The sequence below is a fragment of the Mycobacterium tilburgii genome (assembly GCF_902168065.1).
Classification (GTDB): Bacteria; Actinomycetota; Actinomycetes; order Mycobacteriales; family Mycobacteriaceae; genus Mycobacterium; species Mycobacterium tilburgii.
Map to the genome: position 1 here is coordinate 1 of NZ_LR655740.1, position 19,111 is coordinate 19,111.

Here is a 19,111-nt window from a genome sequence, read left to right on the forward strand (position 1 = left end):
CGCCCGCCCGCGGCGGGCGTCCCGGACGACCCGATGTCCCTGAGCCCGGTGACCGGAGCGGGCCCGTTGGCCGCGCTGATCGCGGCGGCGTTGCTCCAACTTTGCGGCACCGACAGCGAGCCCACCAGGTGCGCGTTGCCAATGCCGGCGGAGGTGGAGGCCAGGCCTGCCGATCCCACCGTCTCGGAGTCCAGACCGGCGCTGGCACTTTCGGCACCGGCGGCGAAGGTGTCCAGACCACCCAGCGACGTGGCCGCCGTCTGCAGGAAGTTTAACCCTTCGACTGTGGAGATGATGCTCTGCGGATTGAACGGACCGCCGGCGAGCGAGCCATTTAGGATCGAGTTGGAAAAGAAGTTGCTTTGCAGGAACTGGCCCAGGGCCGTGTTGTTGTTCCCGTCCAGAAACTGCATCAGGTACCAGTACGGGCTGCCCGGTGTCGGCGCCGTAGCTGAACTCGGGTCATCGCCCGCCGAAAAATCCGACAGGATCGACAGCGCATTGCCGGTACCGGAGTTGACCGCCTGATTGACCGCTTGGTTTTGCTCGTTAGCCCCCTCGGGGGTGGTGTTGGTCTGCGGCGAAGTGAACGGCGTCATTTGTGTGGCGGAGCTCGAGGCCAGGGCGTAGCCGTTCATCGCGGCGGCGTCTTGGGCCCACATCTCCACGTATTCGGCCTCGGTGGCCGCGATCGCCGGCGTGTTCTGGCCAAAGATGTTGGTGGTCACCAAGTTCAGCAGCAGGGCGCGGTTGGCCGCGATCACCTGTGGCGGCACCGTCATCCCGTATGCGGCCTCGAAGGCGGTAGCGGCCTCGTTGGCCTGGTGGCCGGTTTTCTCGGCTTGAGTCGCGGTGGCGTTCAGCCAAGTCAGATACGGCACCGCAGCAGCGATCATCGATGCGGACGACGGGCCGTACCAGCCGGTGGTGGTCAGCTCTCTGAGCACGGAATCGTAACCCGTAGCTGCCGAACGTATATCGGCAGCCAAAGTGTTCCAGGCCGCAGCCGCGGCAAGCAACGGCCCCGAGCCGGGGCCAGAGTACAGTCTGGCCGAGTTGACTTCCGGCGGTAACATCGCAAAATCCAGCATGGTTCCACCTCGGCGCTTAACAGACGCTAGGAGCGATCGCTGCCTCGGTGGTTGCATGCAACCGGGCATTGGTCAGTACGACAGAGCTCATCGAAGTTCTCCTCGAAGAAGGTGAAGCGGGGCCGCGACGTCACAGCTAAGCTATACACCGCTTATGCAACATGCGTAAATAACTCGGTGCGGACGGCGAGTATCGTCGTGGTCGGCTCGAACGAAAACGTCATCGATCGAAAAGCTGGACTAGAACAGGGACTAATTTCGCTCTCACCTCCTCCACGCCTGGGCACACCGCGATGCCAAATTTTGCAAGAATGGAGTGAGGATCCCGGGCGAATTCGCAGGATCCCGCACCCCTCTCGTCAGAGCTTTGGCGCCATACTGCGTAGCCGGCTAGACCCAGGCCACAAGCCTCTTGGGCTCAACCCTTAAGCCGGGAGGAGCTGTCCTGACCCTGGGCGTCTTTCGACGTTTGGGATCAGAGTGGCCTGTATCCGTATGGAAGCCTCACCTAACGAGGTGCTTGCACGACACATCGTGGCACCCCGCACTCGGCGAGTCAAGCTAGATGCGATGCATTTGCAACAATTCGATGCACCGATGTGAAGGCACGGCTGGAATGCCTAGTCCGGCTTCTTATCCGCGACCGCCGCACTGAGCCCGTCGAGCAGGTCTTCGCGGGTCAACTCACGGAAACGCAGCAGCTGAAGCCCGCTGAATTCCATGGTGTCGCTGGCCAACACGGCGTCGAGATCCTCGTCGTCAAGACGAAAACTACGGTGGTCACGAGCCTTCTCCACCACGTTGCGCACGAAGCCAGCGTTGCCCAGCGTGTCGATGCCCCGAATCAAATCGCCGTCTTCCGAGTAACTTTCGTCGGAGTAGAACTTGGTGTACGACGGCAACAACGCCTGGGCCGACTCCTCGGTGATGACGTCGTCGTTCTCCTGGCCCATCAGGCGGGTAAGCGCCACCAGCTCGTCCGGGGTGTAACTGAAGAACTCGATTACCGTCGAAAAGCGCCGTCGCAGACCCGGGTTCACGTCAAGCATCTTTTCCATCGCCTTGGCATATCCGGCGCCGAACACCACTAGATCGTCGCGATGATTCTCCATGTACAGCAATAAGGTGTTGATGATCGCGTTGCCGTAGGGGTCGCCCTGTTGGTAGCCCTTCTCGTGCAGCGTGTGCATCTCATCGAAGAAGACGGCCCCGCCCAGGGCGCCCTCGAGCATCTCCTCGGTGTTCTTCTCCGCGTCCGCCATGTAGCGGCCCAGCAGCTTGGTGCGGCTGGTCTCCACCACCACCGGCTTGCGCAGCACCGTCAAACCGCACAGCTGCTTGCTGAAAGCCCGTGCCACCGAGGTCTTTCCGGTACCGGGCGGACCGAGCAGCAAGGTGTGACGCGAGGTCACCGGCACCGGAAGGCCCATCTTCTGCCGCGCCAGATTCACCTTGGTCGTCGACTTGATGAGCTTGATTTCCCGCTTCGCGCGCTCCATGCCGAGCATGGCGTTGATCTCGGCATCGCCTTCGGCCAGATACCTCGCAGCCTCTTCGGCGTGCCGGGCGGCCTCGGTCTGCGCACGCGTCGGCGCGCTGGCCGGGTCCCACGGGTCCGTACGGGCCTCAATGGTTTCCGGGTCCGTCAATATCAATTGGTAGTTCGCGTTGTCGAGAGCCTCGCGCGCCGGCGCGAACTTGGGATCCCGCGAATACACCCGCCGCAACACCTCGACGGCCGCGTCCTCGCGGCCCATGTGTCGCAGACACATGCCTTGGGTGTAGAGCGCCACGTTGGCCGCGCCCGGCACCCGATCCGCTTCGATGGCGTCCTCGCTGCGGCGCACCGCCTCTTCGAATACCCCGAGCGACGCCAGCGCAGTCGTCGCCATCGCCGCCCCGGCGGCCTTCAGCTCGGGGTTGCGCCAGATCTTTCCCTCCGGGAATTGGTTGAGCACGTCCGGCCAGCGGCCGGTGCGGAAGTACAGGATGCCCCGCACGTACGCGATGAGCTCCTCGTCGAGGGGCTGGCGGGGCTCTACGCCGTCGAGTAGCTCGGCGGCTTCCTGGTACCGCTTCGCCTCGGCGAGCACGGCGGCGTAGGCACACGCGAGCGACTCGACGCTGACCACGGCCAGGTTCAGGAACAACCCGTCGGACACGTCGGGATGGAACTGTATTTCGGTCACCCCGAGCCTACGGGTCTCCCAGCCGAAGGCGCTGACCGACGCCCAGGCTCCGGCAACCACCTCCAGGACGCTAGGGTCGTCCGCCAGCAACCGGGCCAGCCAGGCATCACACATCGCCGGGTTAAGCTTAGTGGCTGTGGTGAACATTCGCAGTGCCACCCGCGGGTTGTGGCTGGGCTGCAGTCCGTTGACGGAGATTCCCGACGCCAGCAACCCGGCGATCAGCGCGTTACGGGCGTCCTCCGCCACCGACGGTGACCGGCTCATTGATTTGCAAGCGGACTCGCAAGCGGGCGTTCGGCGCCCTCTTGCACCTGGCACACCTGCAGCACTAAGTCATCGTCCTCGCGCAGCTCACGGTTGGGCACGACCAACAGCGGGCGGGTTGTCGGGGCGGGCAGGCTGGCACGCACCGCGGCCAGCTGACTGCCGGTCAGCCGGTTGAGGCCGGACGGCACACCGCGCGGCAGCCTGCTGTCGCTGTGATACCGGACCAAACCCGCAACCTGGAACTGGCCGTCGTCCGCAGTGAGCTGCAGGGTGACCACGGTCACCTCCGCATCGGGCAGCCACAGCTCCTCGAGCGTCTCGCTGGTGATGTCCGACGGCGTCAACCAGAAACTGGTGGCGAAGCCGTTGAAGTGCTTGAGGTAGCGCCAACCCGGCCGGCGCCACGTCGGCTCCAGATCCGCCAGCACCGCGCTGTCGACTTCGGCGATCTCGTCGGCGGTCAATGGCCGGGCCACACATCCGGGCGCGTCGATGTCGTGGACCAGCCGTTCGGTGGCCGCGGCCAGCGTCGAGGCCAGCGAGTCCCGGGCCGCCACCGCGGCGACGTTGGCCTGCGGGTTCATCCGCAGCACCAGCCAGGTGCGGCGCAGGTAGGAGGCAGGTTGTTTGCTGACCAGGCCCCACTCTTCGGGGCCCAGTTTGTCGAGCTTGGACAATTCGGCCGCGTTGCCGCCGCGACACATTTGCACCGAGACGATGTCGATGCCGTCGAGGAGCACATCGAACTGCCGCAGCCCGGCGGCAACCGAGCGCACCAGGACCGAAGCCGGCGCGGGGTTGCGCGGACGGTGCCGCGTCGCGGCGTCTTTGTCGCCGTCGAGCGCGATCACGGTGACCAGGCGGCCGTCGTATTCGCGGACGCCGACCTTGTCCAGCCCGAATCGGCGCTGGTGGTCCAGCGCGGGTGTGCAACCCGCCGTGAGCGTGGTGCCCGGGTCGGCCGACCAGTCCCACAGCCATCCGGCTAGTCCGGACGTCACAGTGAGCCCGTGATGGGTGACCAGCGACAGCAGCACGACGATCGCCGAGATGCCGACACCCACCCACCGCGCGATGCGGTATTGGCCCTGCCACGACTCGGGGCAATGGTTGGCGATCAACAAGATCGCCACGACGATTAAAAACACCGTCGTGACCCGCGCCCACGACAAAGACAACCCGAACCTGCGCTGAGCCTTCATCGTTGTTGCTACTCCGCCCTTATTGCTGCTGCCTGCGGCGCTTCATCAACGTCGCGATAGCAAATACTGCGCCGCCTATCAGTAGTGCTCCGGTCAACCCCCCGGCAGCTACCCACACCGGAACCATGTCGCGGTTTGGGGGTGGCTTCGGCACGTTCAACGGTATCGACAGTTGCTGTGGCGGTTTCAACGGCCCGTCCGGCACGTCCCACGTCAGTGCCGCCACCGGGTCGACGATGCCGTGACCGATCTGGTTGTCGACACCGCGGGCCGGGGCCCGGGCGGTGCGCTCCAGGCGATTGATCACCTGGTAGGCCTTCAACTGCGGGTATTTGGCGCGGACCAGCGCCGCCACTCCGGACACGATCGCGGCCGAGAAGCTGGTACCGCTGGGAACGAGCAGTGAATTGTCCGGCCCGTCGATGGCGTTGATCAGGCCGTCGTCCCGGGGTGAGAGCCCGACGACGTCGGACCCGGGCGCGGCGATGCCGACCCACGGCCCGGCGACGCTCGACGGGGTCTGGCCCTGGCCGCCTTGTGTCTGTGGACGACCCTCGGAGTCGACCGCGCCGACGGTCAGCACGTAATCGCTGAACCAGGACGGCGTCACCACGGTGGTAACAGCGTTCCAGTCGCGCGGGTCCTTCGGCTTCAGCGGGTCAAACGCAGGGTTCTGCTTGCAGTCCCGTTTGCTGGTGTCGCCCGCGGCGGCGACGATGACGACGTTCTTGTCGACCGCCGCATAGCGGACCGCCGCCCCCAGCGCGCGCTGGTCGATGATGTTGCGGGCGCTCATGCAGGTCACGTCGGAAATGTTGATCACCGACGCCCCCATGTTGGCGGCGTGCACGATCGCACGGGCCATCGTCTCGACACCGGTGATCTTCGCCGCGGTCTGAGGGTCCTCATCGCCGGTGTAGGCGTCTTTCAGCCCGAACGCCTGACTGGACTGCCGGATCGAGATGATGTCGACGTCCGGGGCGATACCGCTGTAGGCGTCCGGCGCCGGCCCGGGCCCCGGCGGGGGTGGCGCGGCGGGCGCGGGTGCCGACGCCAACGGCCGCGGATTGCCGACATGCACCGCCTGGCCGCGACCCGAGTAGTTGGGGATGGTCACCGTGCCGCCGCCGAAGTTGGCCGCGCCGGCGTAACCCGGGCCGGGCGCCGGCGGGCCCGTAGGCGCGGGCGGCGCTGCCGGTGGTACTCCAGGAGCCGCAGGAGCTTTGGGTGCGGGAGGCACCGCGGGTCCCGCCGGGGGCTGCTCCGGCTGGGGCGGCGCGGCCGGCACCCACGGTGGCAGGCCCGGCTGACCCTCCTCCGGGGGCGGCTGTGCGGGCACCATTATCACCGTTTGGGGCAGCGGCGAGAGCGTCACGGTCTGCGGCGGTGGCGCTTTGGGCGGTGCCTCGGTAGTCGGGATGGTCACCGGTTTGCGCGGGGCCGCCGGCGGCCCCAGCGCACCGTTGGCCGGTGCGGCGCCGATCATCGACGCCACGATGGTGCCGTGCGCGTCGCAGTCCGACAGCCCGTCACCCGCCATGATGTAGTCCCCGCCGGGGATCAGGTGCGGAAACCTGGGGTACGGGGTGACACCGGTGTCAATGACCGCGACCTTGATCCCCGCACCGCGGCCGAACTGCCAGGCCTCCTGCAGGTCGAGCATGTCCATGTACTTCGGCTGCAGCTTGAAATCGGTGCCGGGCAGCACCCCGACCTCAGTGCAGTACGAGTTCTGCTTCATCGGCGCAGGCGGTCCGGGCGGGCCGTCTGGCGGGACCGCGGCCGGATCGATCTGCGGCGGCGATATTGCGTACGCCGGAGGTAGGCCGGCTAGTGCACCAGACGTGAGCAGGAGTGCTGCGACCGCCGCACGAGAAGCGCGTCCACACCACACCTTGCCGTTACCGGTACCGGATTGCCGCATAAACATTCATCAACCACAACGCAAGCGGGAAGATCGGCATCAGGCAGACGTACTCGATCCACTCCACGAACTTGCGGAACAGCGGGCTGTAAATGCTGTTCGGTACGACCGCCGCGGACACCAGGCCCGCCGCGGGCAGCAGCACCAGGATCGCCACGCAGACCGATACCGACAGCGGCGACTGCAACTCCAGGGCGTAGCGCACCACGACCGCACCGACGATCAGGACGGAAGTCCCGGCCAGCGAGATCGCCTGCAAGCGGTCCACGTAGGAGCGGCCGCGCAGCATCAGGAATCCGGCGCAGAAGCCGGCCAGCAGCAGCGGCAGCCAGCGCTGTCCGGTGTGCGGGTCCGACAGTCCGGCCAACGATACCACTGTCAGCACGCCGAACCCAATCAGCAGTCCGGACAGGAACGAGCGGGCACGTTCGGCCTGCAGCAACACGTCGCGCACCGATGCGGGTCCCTCGAGGACCGGCGGGCCACCGTCGTTGCGCACGACGGTGGTGGGCAGGTCGGGTCGCGCTTCGAACACCCAGCGGCTGGTGGCCGACGGGAACACCGGAAGCCGGATGCCGGACAGCCGGCGCGACATCGCGGGCGCACATTGGTAGCCGATGACGCTCACCAGCACGATCGTGGTCAGCATGGTCACCGCGCTGGTCAACGCGACCATCCTGGCCAGCGCCGCGATCGTGGTGATCACGCCGATCGTGACGAGCGCGGTGTACAACGCCAGCCGCCGCCCGGTGAACCGCAGGGCCAGCAGCGAGGAAATGGTGAGCACACCAAAGCCCAACACCGCGTGCGGGGATCCGACACCGCCGGGCGGTGCCGCGGCCGCCGCGATCGCCAGCGGCGCGAGGCTACTCACCAGTATGATGTCAGCGACGCGTCGATCGCTCTGGGTGTGCGCGCGCATCAGCAGCATCATCGACACGCCCAGCACGACCGCGGCGATCACGGCGGCGTAGATCGTGGTTCGCCACGAGTTGTGGTGCCAGCGCCACCAACCGAGCAGGGCCGACGCGACGACCACGCCCGTGGCCACCATCGAGGCGCCGACCTGCACCGCGACCACGGGATCGATCGCGGCGAAGCGCTTGCTGAGGTTCTGCGAGACCGCGGTGGAGATGTGCTCGATGACCTGCGAGCGCTTCTCGTTGTCCGGGATGAACCGAATCCACAGCCGGTCGCCGTCGTACACCTCCTGCTCGGTCAGCGATTGGGTGGCCCGCAGGGGTGAGCCGTCCACCAGGCACAGCGCCCATTTACCGCGACCGGTTGCCTCCAGCGGTGTCTCGCCGAGCTCACGCAGCCGGCTGTTGACCACCTTCAGCAGCGGGTCGGTCATCACCGAGACTGGGGCGCTGGCGTCCAGCAGGACACCGATTTGGATGCCCTCGCCGGCCATGATGCCGACGACGACTGCCCGCGGTTGGGCGATTCCCTCGAGATCAGTCTGTGGTGCGTCAGCTACCGCAGTTACCGCAGTCAATCGGGCTGCCCCCCCGTCGTGATGAAACTATGTGCCCGTGTCGCCAGTCGCGTGGAGGGTTGTGTCGACATACTCACCGATTCGCCGGAAAGTAGTAGTCCGACGTATTCCAATTCCATTTAGTCCGCCTCGCGATTGATGATTCCGGTGACATTGACTTTTGTGTTTGCTGCAGATTCTCAGAGCAGTATGACGGCTTTGCCTCGCCCCCGCATGTTGAATTCAAAAGCGTTACAGGGCTTAGCAATTCACATCGATCAAACCCTGCTATGCGTCTTCCACTCGCCATAAGGCAGGGTGTCTAGCACGGTCTTAACACCCACTTGCACAAGTTGCGGGGTTGCCGGGCAGATGGCTAGCCAGGCCTCCCCCGAGCCAGCGGTCCGCGCTTGTTGATAAAGCGCGATACGGCCGCCGGAACCGTCCTTTAATGACAGCACCGAGGCGCTCGGGCCCTTTGCGTCGTCCCGGTACTGGCGCGCATAAACAGCAACTTCGGCCGCCGGATCTGACAGCGCTTGTCCCAGCGCGGCCACCGTCGCGGCGCTGATGCCCATCCGGCGTAGATCGCCTCCGGAGAACACGTTGAAGCCGGACTCCTGCCAGGACTTCGTGGCCTCCAGCATGTCGTCCAGCGGCACGTTGACGGCGTTGATGGCGGCCGGCTCCGCGTGGTGAATCGACTCCAGACCGTCGAGCACGAGCGCGGCGATCGACGCGCTGTCCGCGACGGCGACGTCGTCGACGGTGATGTCGGCGCCGACCCGCACCGCGGAAACCCAGTGCTGGCCGCGCCGGGCCAGGACCACCCGGAACTCGTTGTCCGGGATGTCGCGTGAGCCCGGAGCCTGGTTTTCGTCATCGACAACGCCGTACAGCAGCTTGCCGCGGGACAGCAGCGCGATGACTTCGAGGTCGGGGGCGGCGAGCACCCGCATCCGTGCCGCGACTTCCTCGTGGACCTCGTCGCCGACGACAATGCCCTGCTCGCGCATCACCGCCATGCCGGGGTGATTGTTCAGCCAGTCATTGCTGTCGGTAGATACGTATGGACGGCACCGCAACTCCGGAGCGACGTGCCGAATGTCCAGGAGTGCTTGGAGCATCCAAAAGCCGTCGACGTTAACGGTGATGTCGGTGCGAGTGCTCTGCTGGTCCATCAGTACCTCGAATATCGTTGTGCACGGAAACCGCAGCACGCGGCAGCACACCGAGAAAATGGTGTGCTGCCGCGCTTGAAATTAGGGGTGTCAGGCCCAGCTGGCCCCGACGGCGCTGTCGGTGCTGGCCATGTTGTTGCCCGCGGTCTGCACCTTCTGCCCGTGCTGGTTGGCCTGCTCGTAGATCACCTGGAAGTTCCGGCCCAACTGGGTAATGAACTCCTGGCAAGCCACCGAACCGGCGCCGCCCCAAAAGTCGCCGGCGGCCAGCACATCGCGAACGATGGACTGGTGCTCGGCCTCCAACGAAGCGGCCTGCGCGCGGATCAGCGCGCCGTGCGCGTCGACATCGCCGAACTGGTAGTTAATGCTCATAACGTTGCTCTCCTAAGTCTGAAGGTTACGCAGCCGTAAGTGTTACGACTAGTGGCTGAGGGCTTGCTGCGAAGCCTGCTCTTGCGTCTCGTAGTTGTTCGCGTCGCGGATCAGTCCGTTGCGCACACCGTGCAGCAGGTTGACAATGTTGTTGAACGCCTGGTTCATCTGGCCCATCGTGTCGTACGAGGTGGCCTGCGCCTGACCGCTCCAGCCCGCACCGGCGATGTTCATCGACGACGCCCACATCTTGCGAGCCTCATCCGACACCGTCTGGGCGTGCATCTCGAAACGGCCCGCCATCGCCCGCATCGCGTGCGGGTCAGTCATGAAACGTGTTGCCATGTTGCCTTTCTCCTTAATTCTTTGGGTGTCGAGATTGTTGTGATGGACATGAATGTCCGATAGCCACGAATCGTGCTGCGGCTGCCGAACTGGATGTCTAAGACGCTGCCCCTCAACTCGCTTCAAGGCCAAGGTCGGAAGTCCCGTGCCGGGACAACCTCGGCCTCTACCGAGCCGGCCGGTTAACCGGCAGCGGCAGCGTTGGCGGCTTCGGTCAGCGCGTACGACCCCGAGCTGGTGCTCAGGGTCTGGACGAACAATTCGTGGATCGCATCCGCCTGGGCGCTGACGGCCTGGTACATTTGTGCGTGTGCGGCGAACTGCGCCGCGGTGAGCACCGAGACTTCGTCGGCAGCTGCCGGCACCACCCCGGTCGTCGGATCCACCGCAGCCGCGTTCTGAGCCTTGAGCCCCAAGCCGATCCCCCGCAGGGTTAAGGCCGCCGCGGCCAACGCCTCGGGCTGTGTCGTCACGAATGACATGTTGTTCCTCCTCCGTAATACCCAACTCTCTGCATGAGAGTAGATGACCTTCTTCGATTAGGCCTGTTACGCGGACCGTCCGTTCACAATTGTTCACGGAACAGTACGGCGAATTCACTTTCAGTAACGACACAGTTAACAGCGTTCTGGGCGCTTTAGGGCCTCTGAGCAGCGAAATCACAGAACACCACATACAACTCTGCCCTGTCGTCGAGTGTTGCTGACAGGGACTTTGTTTCCTGTCGCGCCACCGGCTGCCGGGTAAAAATCTCCTGGCCGTTAATCGGCCGTACATCCCAGCAACGCCGCAGGCAGGAGCGGGCAGTGGGGATCGCATCGCCCAGGGCGTGCCGCCGGTCAACGCTGCCTGCATATATATCCGCGCTGACCGCGGCGGTGCCGAAGACCAGCAACTCCGGTGGCGCTGGTCGTGATTTGCTGTGCGCACGATGTGTCCGGCCGGTGTCGTACGGGTGGGTTAGCCGGCGAAGGGCGGGCGTGCCATGACGGTGGGCTTGAAGCCGTAGCGAGGTCCGGAGCCGGCGAATCCGTGCGAGCCGCCCATGCCCGCGAGGGGTATGCCACCGAGCAGGTTGCCCGAGCCCGCGGCCTCGGGTGCGGCGCTGATCGCGCTGACCGGCACAGCGGTGGCGGGGCTGATCGCGGGTGCGGCTTCGGACCACACGGCCGGCACCGACAGTTTGCCGATCGAGGCCGCGTTGCCCAGCCCGGCGGCCACCGCCGGTGCGGTGTGTGCGACGCCACCCCCGAGCATGCCGCCCAGACCGGCCAGACCCTTGGGGGTCGCCGCTGCACCGGCGACCGGGGCGGTGAGGGCGCCGGTGGCCTTGGCGATCTGCACACCGAAGTTGCCCATACCAACACTGAAGTAAGGCAGACCCTCAGTGTTGTAAGCGAAACCGGCGAACGGGCTCAGGCCCTCGACAAACTCTGCCAAGCTGTGCGGCAGCGTCGACTGACCGGTCAACAGAAACCATACCTCCGTGAGCGGATCCGTCGGGGTCGGGGTGGCCGCGGCGGCCAGCGCCTTGGGCGTCTGCGAGATCGCGCCGGCGGTGGTGCTGGCCGCGTTGCCCGCTGCCGTGCCCGATGCCGCGCTGACGGCGCTGCTTTGTTGGGCCTGACCGTTCGGGTTGGTAACCTGCGGAGCCGCCTTGAACTCGGTGACCTTGGTCGCCTGCGAGGCCTGCGCCGCGTAGTTGTACATGGTATCGGCGTCCTGCGCCCACATCTGCCCGTACTGCGCTTCCAGCTGGGCGATCACAGAAGCGTTCTGCCCCAACACGTTGGTCTGCAACGCCTGCCCCAACAGTGCACGGTTCTGCGCGATCAGCGACGGCGGCACCGTCGCCCCAAACGCACCCTCAAACGCCGCCGCGGCGGCGGTCAGCTGCGATGCTGTGTGCTCGGCCTGCTCCGCGGTGATCTTCATCCACGTCACATACAGGGTCAACGCCTGGACCGCGGCGGCCGAAGCCGGTCCCAGCCACTCCTCGCTGACCAACTGGGTGACCACGGCGTCGCAGCCCAGCGCGGCCGAATTGAGCTCGGCGGCAAGGAAATTCCATGCCGAAGCGGCCGTCGTCATCGACGTCGAACCGGCGCCGGCATACATCCGGGCCGAGTTCACTTCCGGAGGTAACGCCCCAAAATCAATCGCCATGGTCGTGCCGCCTAAATTGCTGGTCGGATTGAGGATTGCCAAGATCTGTGAGTCATCCCGCCGATGGTGGACGGGTCAGGACGGCGCGGCGGAAGCCGTACTTGTGTGTGAAAGCGGTCGCGCCCCGCCGTCTTACGCCGCCGGTGGGCACGCCCTGCAGGACGGCGTTGTTGGTGGGTCCGGCCCCGGAACCGGCCACCTGGCTGATCGTCGTCGCGTGAATGGCGGATTCCTGCACCGCGCCGGAGGCGCTGCCCCACCCGGACGGCACGGACAACCCGCCGATCTTGGTTGAGGCCGCAAAGCTCGCCCCAATGCCGCCCGGATGGCCACCGCCCAGCGCCGCCAGTCCGGAGAACTGCGGGGTCGGATACCAGGCACCGGACGCCCCGGCGGTGGTTCCCGCCCCGAACGTCAGCTGCCGCTGAATCGAATAGCAGAAGCTTACGATCCCCGTGCCGAAGTAGGAAAACCCGGTCAGGTTCTTGAAGACCACGGTGTAGAAGCTGGGCGTGAGCCCCATCGGATTGTCCGGAGTCGGGATGGTGAGCCAGCTGGACCACCACGGCGGATCGGTGGCCGTGCCTGTGGAATTTGCGGGCGCGACCGTCGACAGTTGTTGCAGTGCTTGTGGAACCGCGTCGGTCGAGGCCAGTTGTGGCGTAGCGCCAGCGGCGTTCTGCGCGGATTGGCCGGCGGGCTCGGACACGGCCTTGGCCACCGCAAGCGCCTGGCTGGCCGTCGCGTCCGGGGTGGTGGTGTCCGGTGGTGGTTCGAATGGCGACAACTCGGTCGCGGCGGCCGAGGCGGCAGCATAGCCGTACATCGCTGCGGCGTCTTGGGCCCACATCTGCAGGTACTGGGCCTCGGTAGCCGCAATCGCCGGCGTGTGCTGACCGAAGAAGTTGGTCGCAATCAGCGTGGCCAACAACATGCGGTTCGCCGCGATCACCTGCGGCGGCACCGTCATCGTGAAGGCCGCCTCGAACGCGGCAGCGGCGGCCCCGGCCTGGCTGGCGGTCTGCTCGGCCTGGGCCGTCGCCGCGCTGAGCCAGCTCACGAAAGGCGCCACCGCGGACACCATCGACGCCGCGGCGGGCCCGAGCCAGGGCCCGCCTGTCAGCTCGGCGATCACCGAGTCGTACGCACCAGCGGCCGTGTCGAGTTCCGCGGCCAATCCGTCCCAGGCCGCCGCCGCGGCCATCAGCGGGCCCGACCCCGGGCCGGTGTAGATCAACCCCGATGTGATTTCTGGCGGTACCAGACCATAGTCCATGCGCTACGAAGCCCCCCGTACGAACAGCATGTGTTCCTTGCAAGTGGAATCTCGACGACGTGACCCAACGCTCTTAGAGTGCGAGGCTAAAGCGGTCTGAACCGATGGCAAAGCCGCATGTCGTGGCTCTGCGCGCGACGCACGGCCACCTGGACTCGAGTTATTGACAGATGTCGAAGATGCCAGCAAACGGGCGCCGCCGCGGTGATTGAGCAGTAACCTGCGATGATTTGCGAACAACGCCACATTGCGGAGTTTGCTATTGTTCGGACCGCTCCTCAATTCGTAGGCAAGAAAAATGCCTCCCCCGGATAAAAATCCGCGAGCGGCTAAATGCTGCGCTGCTGGCGGCTAATCAGCCGCAAAACGATCGGCCGACACAAGTGCGCTAGATCGGTGCTGATCGGGTTTGTATCGGAGCAGATTGGCCCACAACGGAACGCACGTACGGACGGCGTGCGCCGTCGTACGTGCGTTCGGAAATCGCGCGGTGGGTTAGCCGGCGAAGGGCGGGCGTGCCATGACGGTGGGCTTGAAGCCGTAGCGAGGTCCGGAGCCGGCGAATCCGTGCGAGCCGCCCATGCCCGCGAGGGGTATGCCACCGAGCAGGTTGCCCGAGCCCGCGGCCTCGGGTGCGGCGCTGATCGCGCTGACCGGCACAGCGGTGGCGGGGCTGATCGCGGGTGCGGCTTCGGACCACACGGCCGGCACCGACAGTTTGCCGATCGAGGCCGCGTTGCCCAGCCCGGCGGCCACCGCCGGTGCGGTGTGTGCGACGCCACCCCCGAGCATGCCGCCCAGACCGGCCAGACCCTTGGGGGTCGCCGCTGCACCGGCGACCGGGGCGGTGAGGGCGCCGGTGGCCTTGGCGATCTGCACACCGAAGTTGCCCATACCAACACTGAAGTAAGGCAGACCCTCAGTGTTGTAAGCGAAACCGGCGAACGGGCTCAGGCCCTCGACAAACTCTGCCAAGCTGTGCGGCAGCGTCGACTGACCGGTCAACAGAAACCATACCTCCGTGAGCGGATCCGTCGGGGTCGGGGTGGCCGCGGCGGCCAGCGCCTTGGGCGTCTGCGAGATCGCGCCGGCGGTGGTGCTGGCCGCGTTGCCCGCTGCCGTGCCCGATGCCGCGCTGACGGCGCTGCTTTGTTGGGCCTGACCGTTCGGGTTGGTAACCTGCGGAGCCGCCTTGAACTCGGTGACCTTGGTCGCCTGCGAGGCCTGCGCCGCGTAGTTGTACATGGTATCGGCGTCCTGCGCCCACATCTGCCCGTACTGCGCTTCCAGCTGGGCGATCACAGAAGCGTTCTGCCCCAACACGTTGGTCTGCAACGCCTGCCCCAACAGTGCACGGTTCTGCGCGATCAGCGACGGCGGCACCGTCGCCCCAAACGCACCCTCAAACGCCGCCGCGGCGGCGGTCAGCTGCGATGCTGTGTGCTCGGCCTGCTCCGCGGTGATCTTCATCCACGTCACATACAGGGTCAACGCCTGGACCGCGGCGGCCGAAGCCGGTCCCAGCCACTCCTCGCTGACCAACTGGGTGACCACGGCGTCGCAGCCCAGCGCGGCCGAATTGAGCTCGGCGGCAAGGAAATTCCATGCCGAAGCGGCCGTCGTCATCGACGTCGAACCGGCGCCGGCATACATCCGGGCCGAGTTCACTTCCGGAGGTAACGCCCCAAAATCAATCATTGTGATCTCCAATTAGCCCGCCACGGCCGTGTTGGCCGCTTCTGTCAGTGCGTACGAACTAGAACTCATCTGCAGCGTTTGGACGAACCCCTCGTGAATAGCGTTCGCCTGGGCGCTGATGGTCTGATGCATCTGCGCGTGGGCGGCAAACTGCGCGGCGGTGAGCGCGGACACCTCGTCGGCAGCGGCCGGCGCAACCCCAGTCGCCGGAGCCGCGGCCGCGGCATTCTGGGCGCTCAGCGCCGAACCGATCCCCTGCAACATTCCCGCCGCCGCTAATGCTTCTGGCTGTGTTGTCACAAACGACATGTGTCCTTCCTCGATAACCGTCTGACACACAGTACCGGCGGGTTGTTCTCAACAATGACGTTAATTCAGTGGCAGTTAGGCATGCAGCCTCCTCGCGAACTGTTCAGATCAGGACAGCTTCCGTTCATCTTTCGGACACTTTTAATTTGTGGGAGAAAACCGAATTGATCATGTCGTTATCCCGCGGACGGTGGCCGAACAAGAACATTTCGTTTGAAGCCGTATTTGTGCGTGAAGCCGGTCGCGCCGCGTCGTGCCATGCCATTCATCGGCATGCCCTGCAGAATGCCGTTGTTGGTTGGGCCCGCCGCGGTGGCGTAGTTGACGGTCGTGGCATGGATGACCGGCTCCTCGACCACGGGCGGCGTGACGCCGCTCCAGGTGGACGGCACCGACAAGCCGCCGACCTTGATCGAGCTGGCGAAGTTCGCCGCCGCGATGCCGCCGGGGTGGCCACCACTGAGCGCCGCGAGTCCGGCGAACTGCGGGGTCGGATACCAGGCACCGGACGCTCCGGCGGTGGTTCCCGCCCTGAACGTCAGCTGCTGGCCGATGCTGTAACCGAAGTTGCCCAGACCCACCCCGAAGTAGGCCTGCAGGGCCTGCCGCATAGTGCCGAAGAAGCCGGGATTGAGCCCCATGGGGTTGTTCGGGGTCGGGATGCCCAGCCAGCCGGCCCACCAGGGCTGCTGTGTCGCCGCCGGGGTAGTCGGATCGGCCGCCCCGGGCGCCGACGCGGCCTGCTGCAGCAGCTGCGGCACCGTGCTGTTGGCGGCCAGCTGTGTGGTGGTGCTCGCCGCGGTCTGCCCGGACTTACCTGCCGGCTCGGAGGCCGCCTGGGTCAGCGCGGCTGCCTTGTTGGTCGTCCCGTTCGGGTTGGTGGTCTGCGGCGGCGACGTGATCGGCGGCAGTTGCGTATCGAGCGCCGACGCGGCAGCGTAGCTGTACATCGCAACAACGTCTTGGGCCCACATCTGCAGGTACTGGGCCTCGGTAGCCGCAATCGCCGGCGTGTGCTGACCGAGGAAGTTCGTCGCCACCAGGGTCGCCAACTGCACGCGGTTGGCGGCGATCACCGGCGGGGGCACCGTCATGGCGAACGCCATCGCGAAAGCACCCGCGGCGCCACGCGCCTGGATGGCGGTCTGCTTGGTGTCGGCGGCCATGCCGCTGAGCCACGTCATATACGGAAAGACCGCGGCGAACATCCGCTGTGCGGCGGGCCCAATCCACGGCCCGCTGGTCAACTCCGTGATCACCGACCGATACGCACTCGCCGATGTCGCCAACTCTGCTGACAACGCGTCCCACCCTGCGGCCGCAGCCATCATCGACCCCGATCCGGGACCCGCGTACATGCGACCGGAATTGACTTCGGGCGGTAGCGCTCCGAAGTCTAACACCGTGTCCTCCTCAAAACGGCCGCAATTGAATGCTTTAGGTAATTGCCGCCCGTAGACCGAAGCCGTCTGGACGTTCAGTCGCGTCCAGACGTCGGAAAACCAGGCAGCGAACAATGCGCCCGGTCCATCCGTTCGTTGTCCCGGAAACGTGTTCCACCAACATGTTTCCGGCCACAAACGGCCCTCCCGCGATCGCCCCCGCTGTCAGCAACCGAGCGACAGCTCATTGGGCTGACTGCCGCCCGTGGAGAACATTAAACATTTAAATTTAGGTCGTAAGGGACATCGCAGACCGGTGATGCCAACTATTCATGCCGAGCCAACCATTTGTTCATTCCCGGCCAACTTGTGTTCACATCCTAAGTCCGGGTGTTTACCTTTGGTTCGCTTGACGTTTCAGTTAGGCGCTTATCGGCGCTGCACATCCGCGTTCAGTCCCCTTCGGGTTCTTCCGGGTCTTCTTCTAAGACCAGCGCCATCTCCGGGCACGAGGCCACACCATCGCGCGTCGCGTCGATCTCCTCGGGCGGCACGACGTGGTCCTCAAGCGCCGAATAGCCTGAGTCGTCGATCGGAAACAAGTTCGGGTCGACGGCGTAGCACTGAGCGTGCCCAACGCATTTGGACTTCTCGAGACGAACCCTCACTAGGTTCCCTCCCCCGAAGGGCGCTGCTGAATCGGCCGGATCGGATTTGTTCGGATTAATTAGGTACACAGACGGTGGCTAATTCTAGAAGATTTGTCGACGACCCCGGCCAGCCTGTTCCCGGCCCGTTTTAGTGTCGGCTAGCCGGATTGGAGCGGACGCGAATCACGTGCGATATTGATGTGCCGCCACATTGGGTGACGACACGGTTTCGCGCACCGCCAGATCGAGCCGGTGACGCGAACCCACATACCTGACAACAAGCGGAGATAGAACACATGAGCACCGTGGGCGACTACCAGCCAGGTGACTTCTACCTACCGCGGCTCGAGTACGCCAACCTGCCCATGGCCGAGGACCGCGGCGTCGGATGGAAACTGCTGCGCGACGCCGGGCCGATCGTGTTCATGAACGGCTTCTACTACGTGACCCGGCGCGAGGATGTACTGGCCGCGTTGCGCAATCCGAAGGTTTTTTCATCGCGGCTGGCGCTGCAGCCACCTGGCTACCCGCTGCCGGTGGTGCCGCTGGCGTTCGACCCGCCGGAGCACACCCACTACCGCAAGATATTGCAGCCGTTTTTCAGCCCACACGCGCTGAGCCAGTCCAGGCTGGTGCTCGAAAGCCACGCCAGCGACATGATCGCCGCCTTCGCCGGGCGCGGCCATTGCGAGGCAATGGCAGAGTTCGCGCACCTGTACCCGTTTCAGGTCTTCCTCGACCTCTATGGCTTGCCGTTGGAAGACCGCGACATGCTCATCGGGTGGAAAAACTCCGTCATCGCCGACAAGCAGAATCTGAGCCAGGAGGATCTGCAGAAGGGCGTGGCGCTGCTGGACTACCTGACCGAGGCGATCGCGTCGCGCCGGCAGAACCCCGGTACGGACATGTTGTCGAAGGTTATGGTCAGCGAGGGGAACTTCACCGATCTCGAACTGCTCGGCATGAGTCACCTGTTGATCCTGGCCGGCCTGGACACGGTGACCGCGGCGATCGGTTACGCCCTGTACGAGTTGGCGCGCCGGCCGGATCTGCGCGAGATGCTTCGCGACAATCCAAGGCAGACCAGGGTTTTCATCGAAGAGGTGGTCCGGCTGGAACCGTCGGCGCCGGTGGCCCCTCGGGTGACGACCGAGATGGTCGAGATCGGCGGCATGACGTTACCGGCGGGCACTCCGGTGCGGTTGTGCATGGCGGCGATCAACCGCGACGGCACAGACTCGGTGTCCACCGACGAGATCGTGATGGACGGAAAGGTGCACCGGCACTGGGGCTTCGGCGGCGGTCCGCACCGTTGCCTGGGCTCGCATCTAGCGCGTATCGAGCTGATCGTGGTCGTCTCGGAATGGTTGAAGCAGATCCCCGACTTCGACGTGCCGGCGGACTACAAGCCCGAGATCAGGTTCCCGTCCAAGACGTTCGCGCTCAAGACTTTACCACTGAATTGGGCTTGACACCGGGTAAATCCGGATCAAGCCCAATTCAGTGGTTGCGCTCTTACTTGCGAAATTCGGTAGCGGCCACCTGCACGCCGGCCCCGGTGTCTTCGGTCGTCGGG

General features: G+C 65.3%; 16 protein-coding genes and 1 riboswitch. Of the genes, 1 reads left to right on the plus strand and 15 read right to left on the minus strand.

The genetic code is table 11. The annotated features are described in order from the left end of the window. From FQ389_RS15510 to FQ389_RS15580, 15 genes are all read right to left on the minus strand, one after another. A partial coding sequence (locus tag FQ389_RS15510; protein WP_313901994.1) for a PPE family protein occupies positions 1–1,148 on the minus strand: 1,148 nt, incomplete at its 3' end. 287 nt (positions 1,149–1,435) lie between these two features. Continuing rightward, a riboswitch (M-box (ykoK) riboswitch) is annotated at positions 1,436–1,614 on the minus strand. Between the two features lie 97 nt (positions 1,615–1,711). Next, positions 1,712–3,547: a type VII secretion AAA-ATPase EccA gene (gene eccA, locus FQ389_RS15515; RefSeq protein ID WP_144209258.1), complete on the minus strand. Its 1,836-nt coding sequence runs from the start codon at positions 3,545–3,547 to the stop codon at positions 1,712–1,714. Next, positions 3,544–4,752 (minus strand): type VII secretion protein EccE, encoded by a 1,209-nt coding sequence (eccE, locus tag FQ389_RS15520; RefSeq protein WP_144209261.1) that lies wholly within the window; start codon positions 4,750–4,752, stop codon positions 3,544–3,546. The genes eccA and eccE overlap by 4 nt, the downstream gene beginning before the upstream one ends. Positions 4,753–4,771: 19 nt before the next feature. After that, positions 4,772–6,676, minus strand: coding sequence for a S8 family serine peptidase (locus tag FQ389_RS15525; protein WP_144209264.1), 1,905 nt, complete (start codon positions 6,674–6,676; stop codon positions 4,772–4,774). Then, the gene (gene eccD / locus FQ389_RS15530; RefSeq protein WP_144209267.1) at positions 6,654–8,174 is read right to left on the minus strand and encodes a type VII secretion integral membrane protein EccD; all 1,521 of its coding nucleotides are present in this window, start codon (positions 8,172–8,174) and stop codon (positions 6,654–6,656) included. The genes FQ389_RS15525 and eccD overlap by 23 nt, the downstream gene beginning before the upstream one ends. A gap of 257 nt (positions 8,175–8,431) precedes the next feature. Next, positions 8,432–9,334: an ESX secretion-associated protein EspG gene (locus FQ389_RS15535; protein ID WP_144209270.1), complete on the minus strand. Its 903-nt coding sequence runs from the start codon at positions 9,332–9,334 to the stop codon at positions 8,432–8,434. A gap of 90 nt (positions 9,335–9,424) precedes the next feature. Further along, complete coding sequence (locus FQ389_RS15540) at positions 9,425–9,709, minus strand: WXG100 family type VII secretion target (RefSeq protein WP_144209273.1); 285 nt, start codon at positions 9,707–9,709, stop codon at positions 9,425–9,427. A gap of 48 nt (positions 9,710–9,757) precedes the next feature. Further along, on the minus strand, positions 9,758–10,054 hold the full coding sequence (locus FQ389_RS15545; protein ID WP_144209276.1) for a WXG100 family type VII secretion target: 297 nt from the start codon (positions 10,052–10,054) through the stop codon (positions 9,758–9,760). Positions 10,055–10,236: 182 nt separating this feature from the next. After that, the gene (locus tag FQ389_RS15550) at positions 10,237–10,536 is read right to left on the minus strand and encodes a PE family protein (protein WP_144209280.1); all 300 of its coding nucleotides are present in this window, start codon (positions 10,534–10,536) and stop codon (positions 10,237–10,239) included. Positions 10,537–11,014: 478 nt separating this feature from the next. Continuing rightward, positions 11,015–12,220 (minus strand): PPE family protein, encoded by a 1,206-nt coding sequence (locus FQ389_RS15555; protein ID WP_144209282.1) that lies wholly within the window; start codon positions 12,218–12,220, stop codon positions 11,015–11,017. A gap of 52 nt (positions 12,221–12,272) precedes the next feature. Continuing rightward, a complete protein-coding gene (locus FQ389_RS15560) occupies positions 12,273–13,496 on the minus strand; it encodes a PPE family protein (protein WP_144209285.1) in 1,224 nt (407 codons plus the stop codon). Between the two features lie 495 nt (positions 13,497–13,991). Continuing rightward, positions 13,992–15,194, minus strand: coding sequence for a PPE family protein (locus FQ389_RS15565; RefSeq protein WP_313901995.1), 1,203 nt, complete (start codon positions 15,192–15,194; stop codon positions 13,992–13,994). Positions 15,195–15,206: 12 nt separating this feature from the next. Further along, the gene (locus FQ389_RS15570; protein WP_144209289.1) at positions 15,207–15,503 is read right to left on the minus strand and encodes a PE family protein; all 297 of its coding nucleotides are present in this window, start codon (positions 15,501–15,503) and stop codon (positions 15,207–15,209) included. 176 nt (positions 15,504–15,679) lie between these two features. After that, a complete protein-coding gene (locus tag FQ389_RS15575) occupies positions 15,680–16,906 on the minus strand; it encodes a PPE family protein (protein WP_144209292.1) in 1,227 nt (408 codons plus the stop codon). Positions 16,907–17,337: 431 nt separating this feature from the next. Continuing rightward, complete coding sequence (locus tag FQ389_RS15580; protein WP_144209296.1) at positions 17,338–17,553, minus strand: ferredoxin; 216 nt, start codon at positions 17,551–17,553, stop codon at positions 17,338–17,340. Between the two features lie 278 nt (positions 17,554–17,831). Here FQ389_RS15580 and FQ389_RS15585 point away from each other — a divergent pair, with 278 nt between their 5' ends. Then, on the plus strand, positions 17,832–19,007 hold the full coding sequence (locus FQ389_RS15585; protein WP_186296468.1) for a cytochrome P450: 1,176 nt from the start codon (positions 17,832–17,834) through the stop codon (positions 19,005–19,007). Positions 19,008–19,111 lie beyond the last annotated feature (104 nt).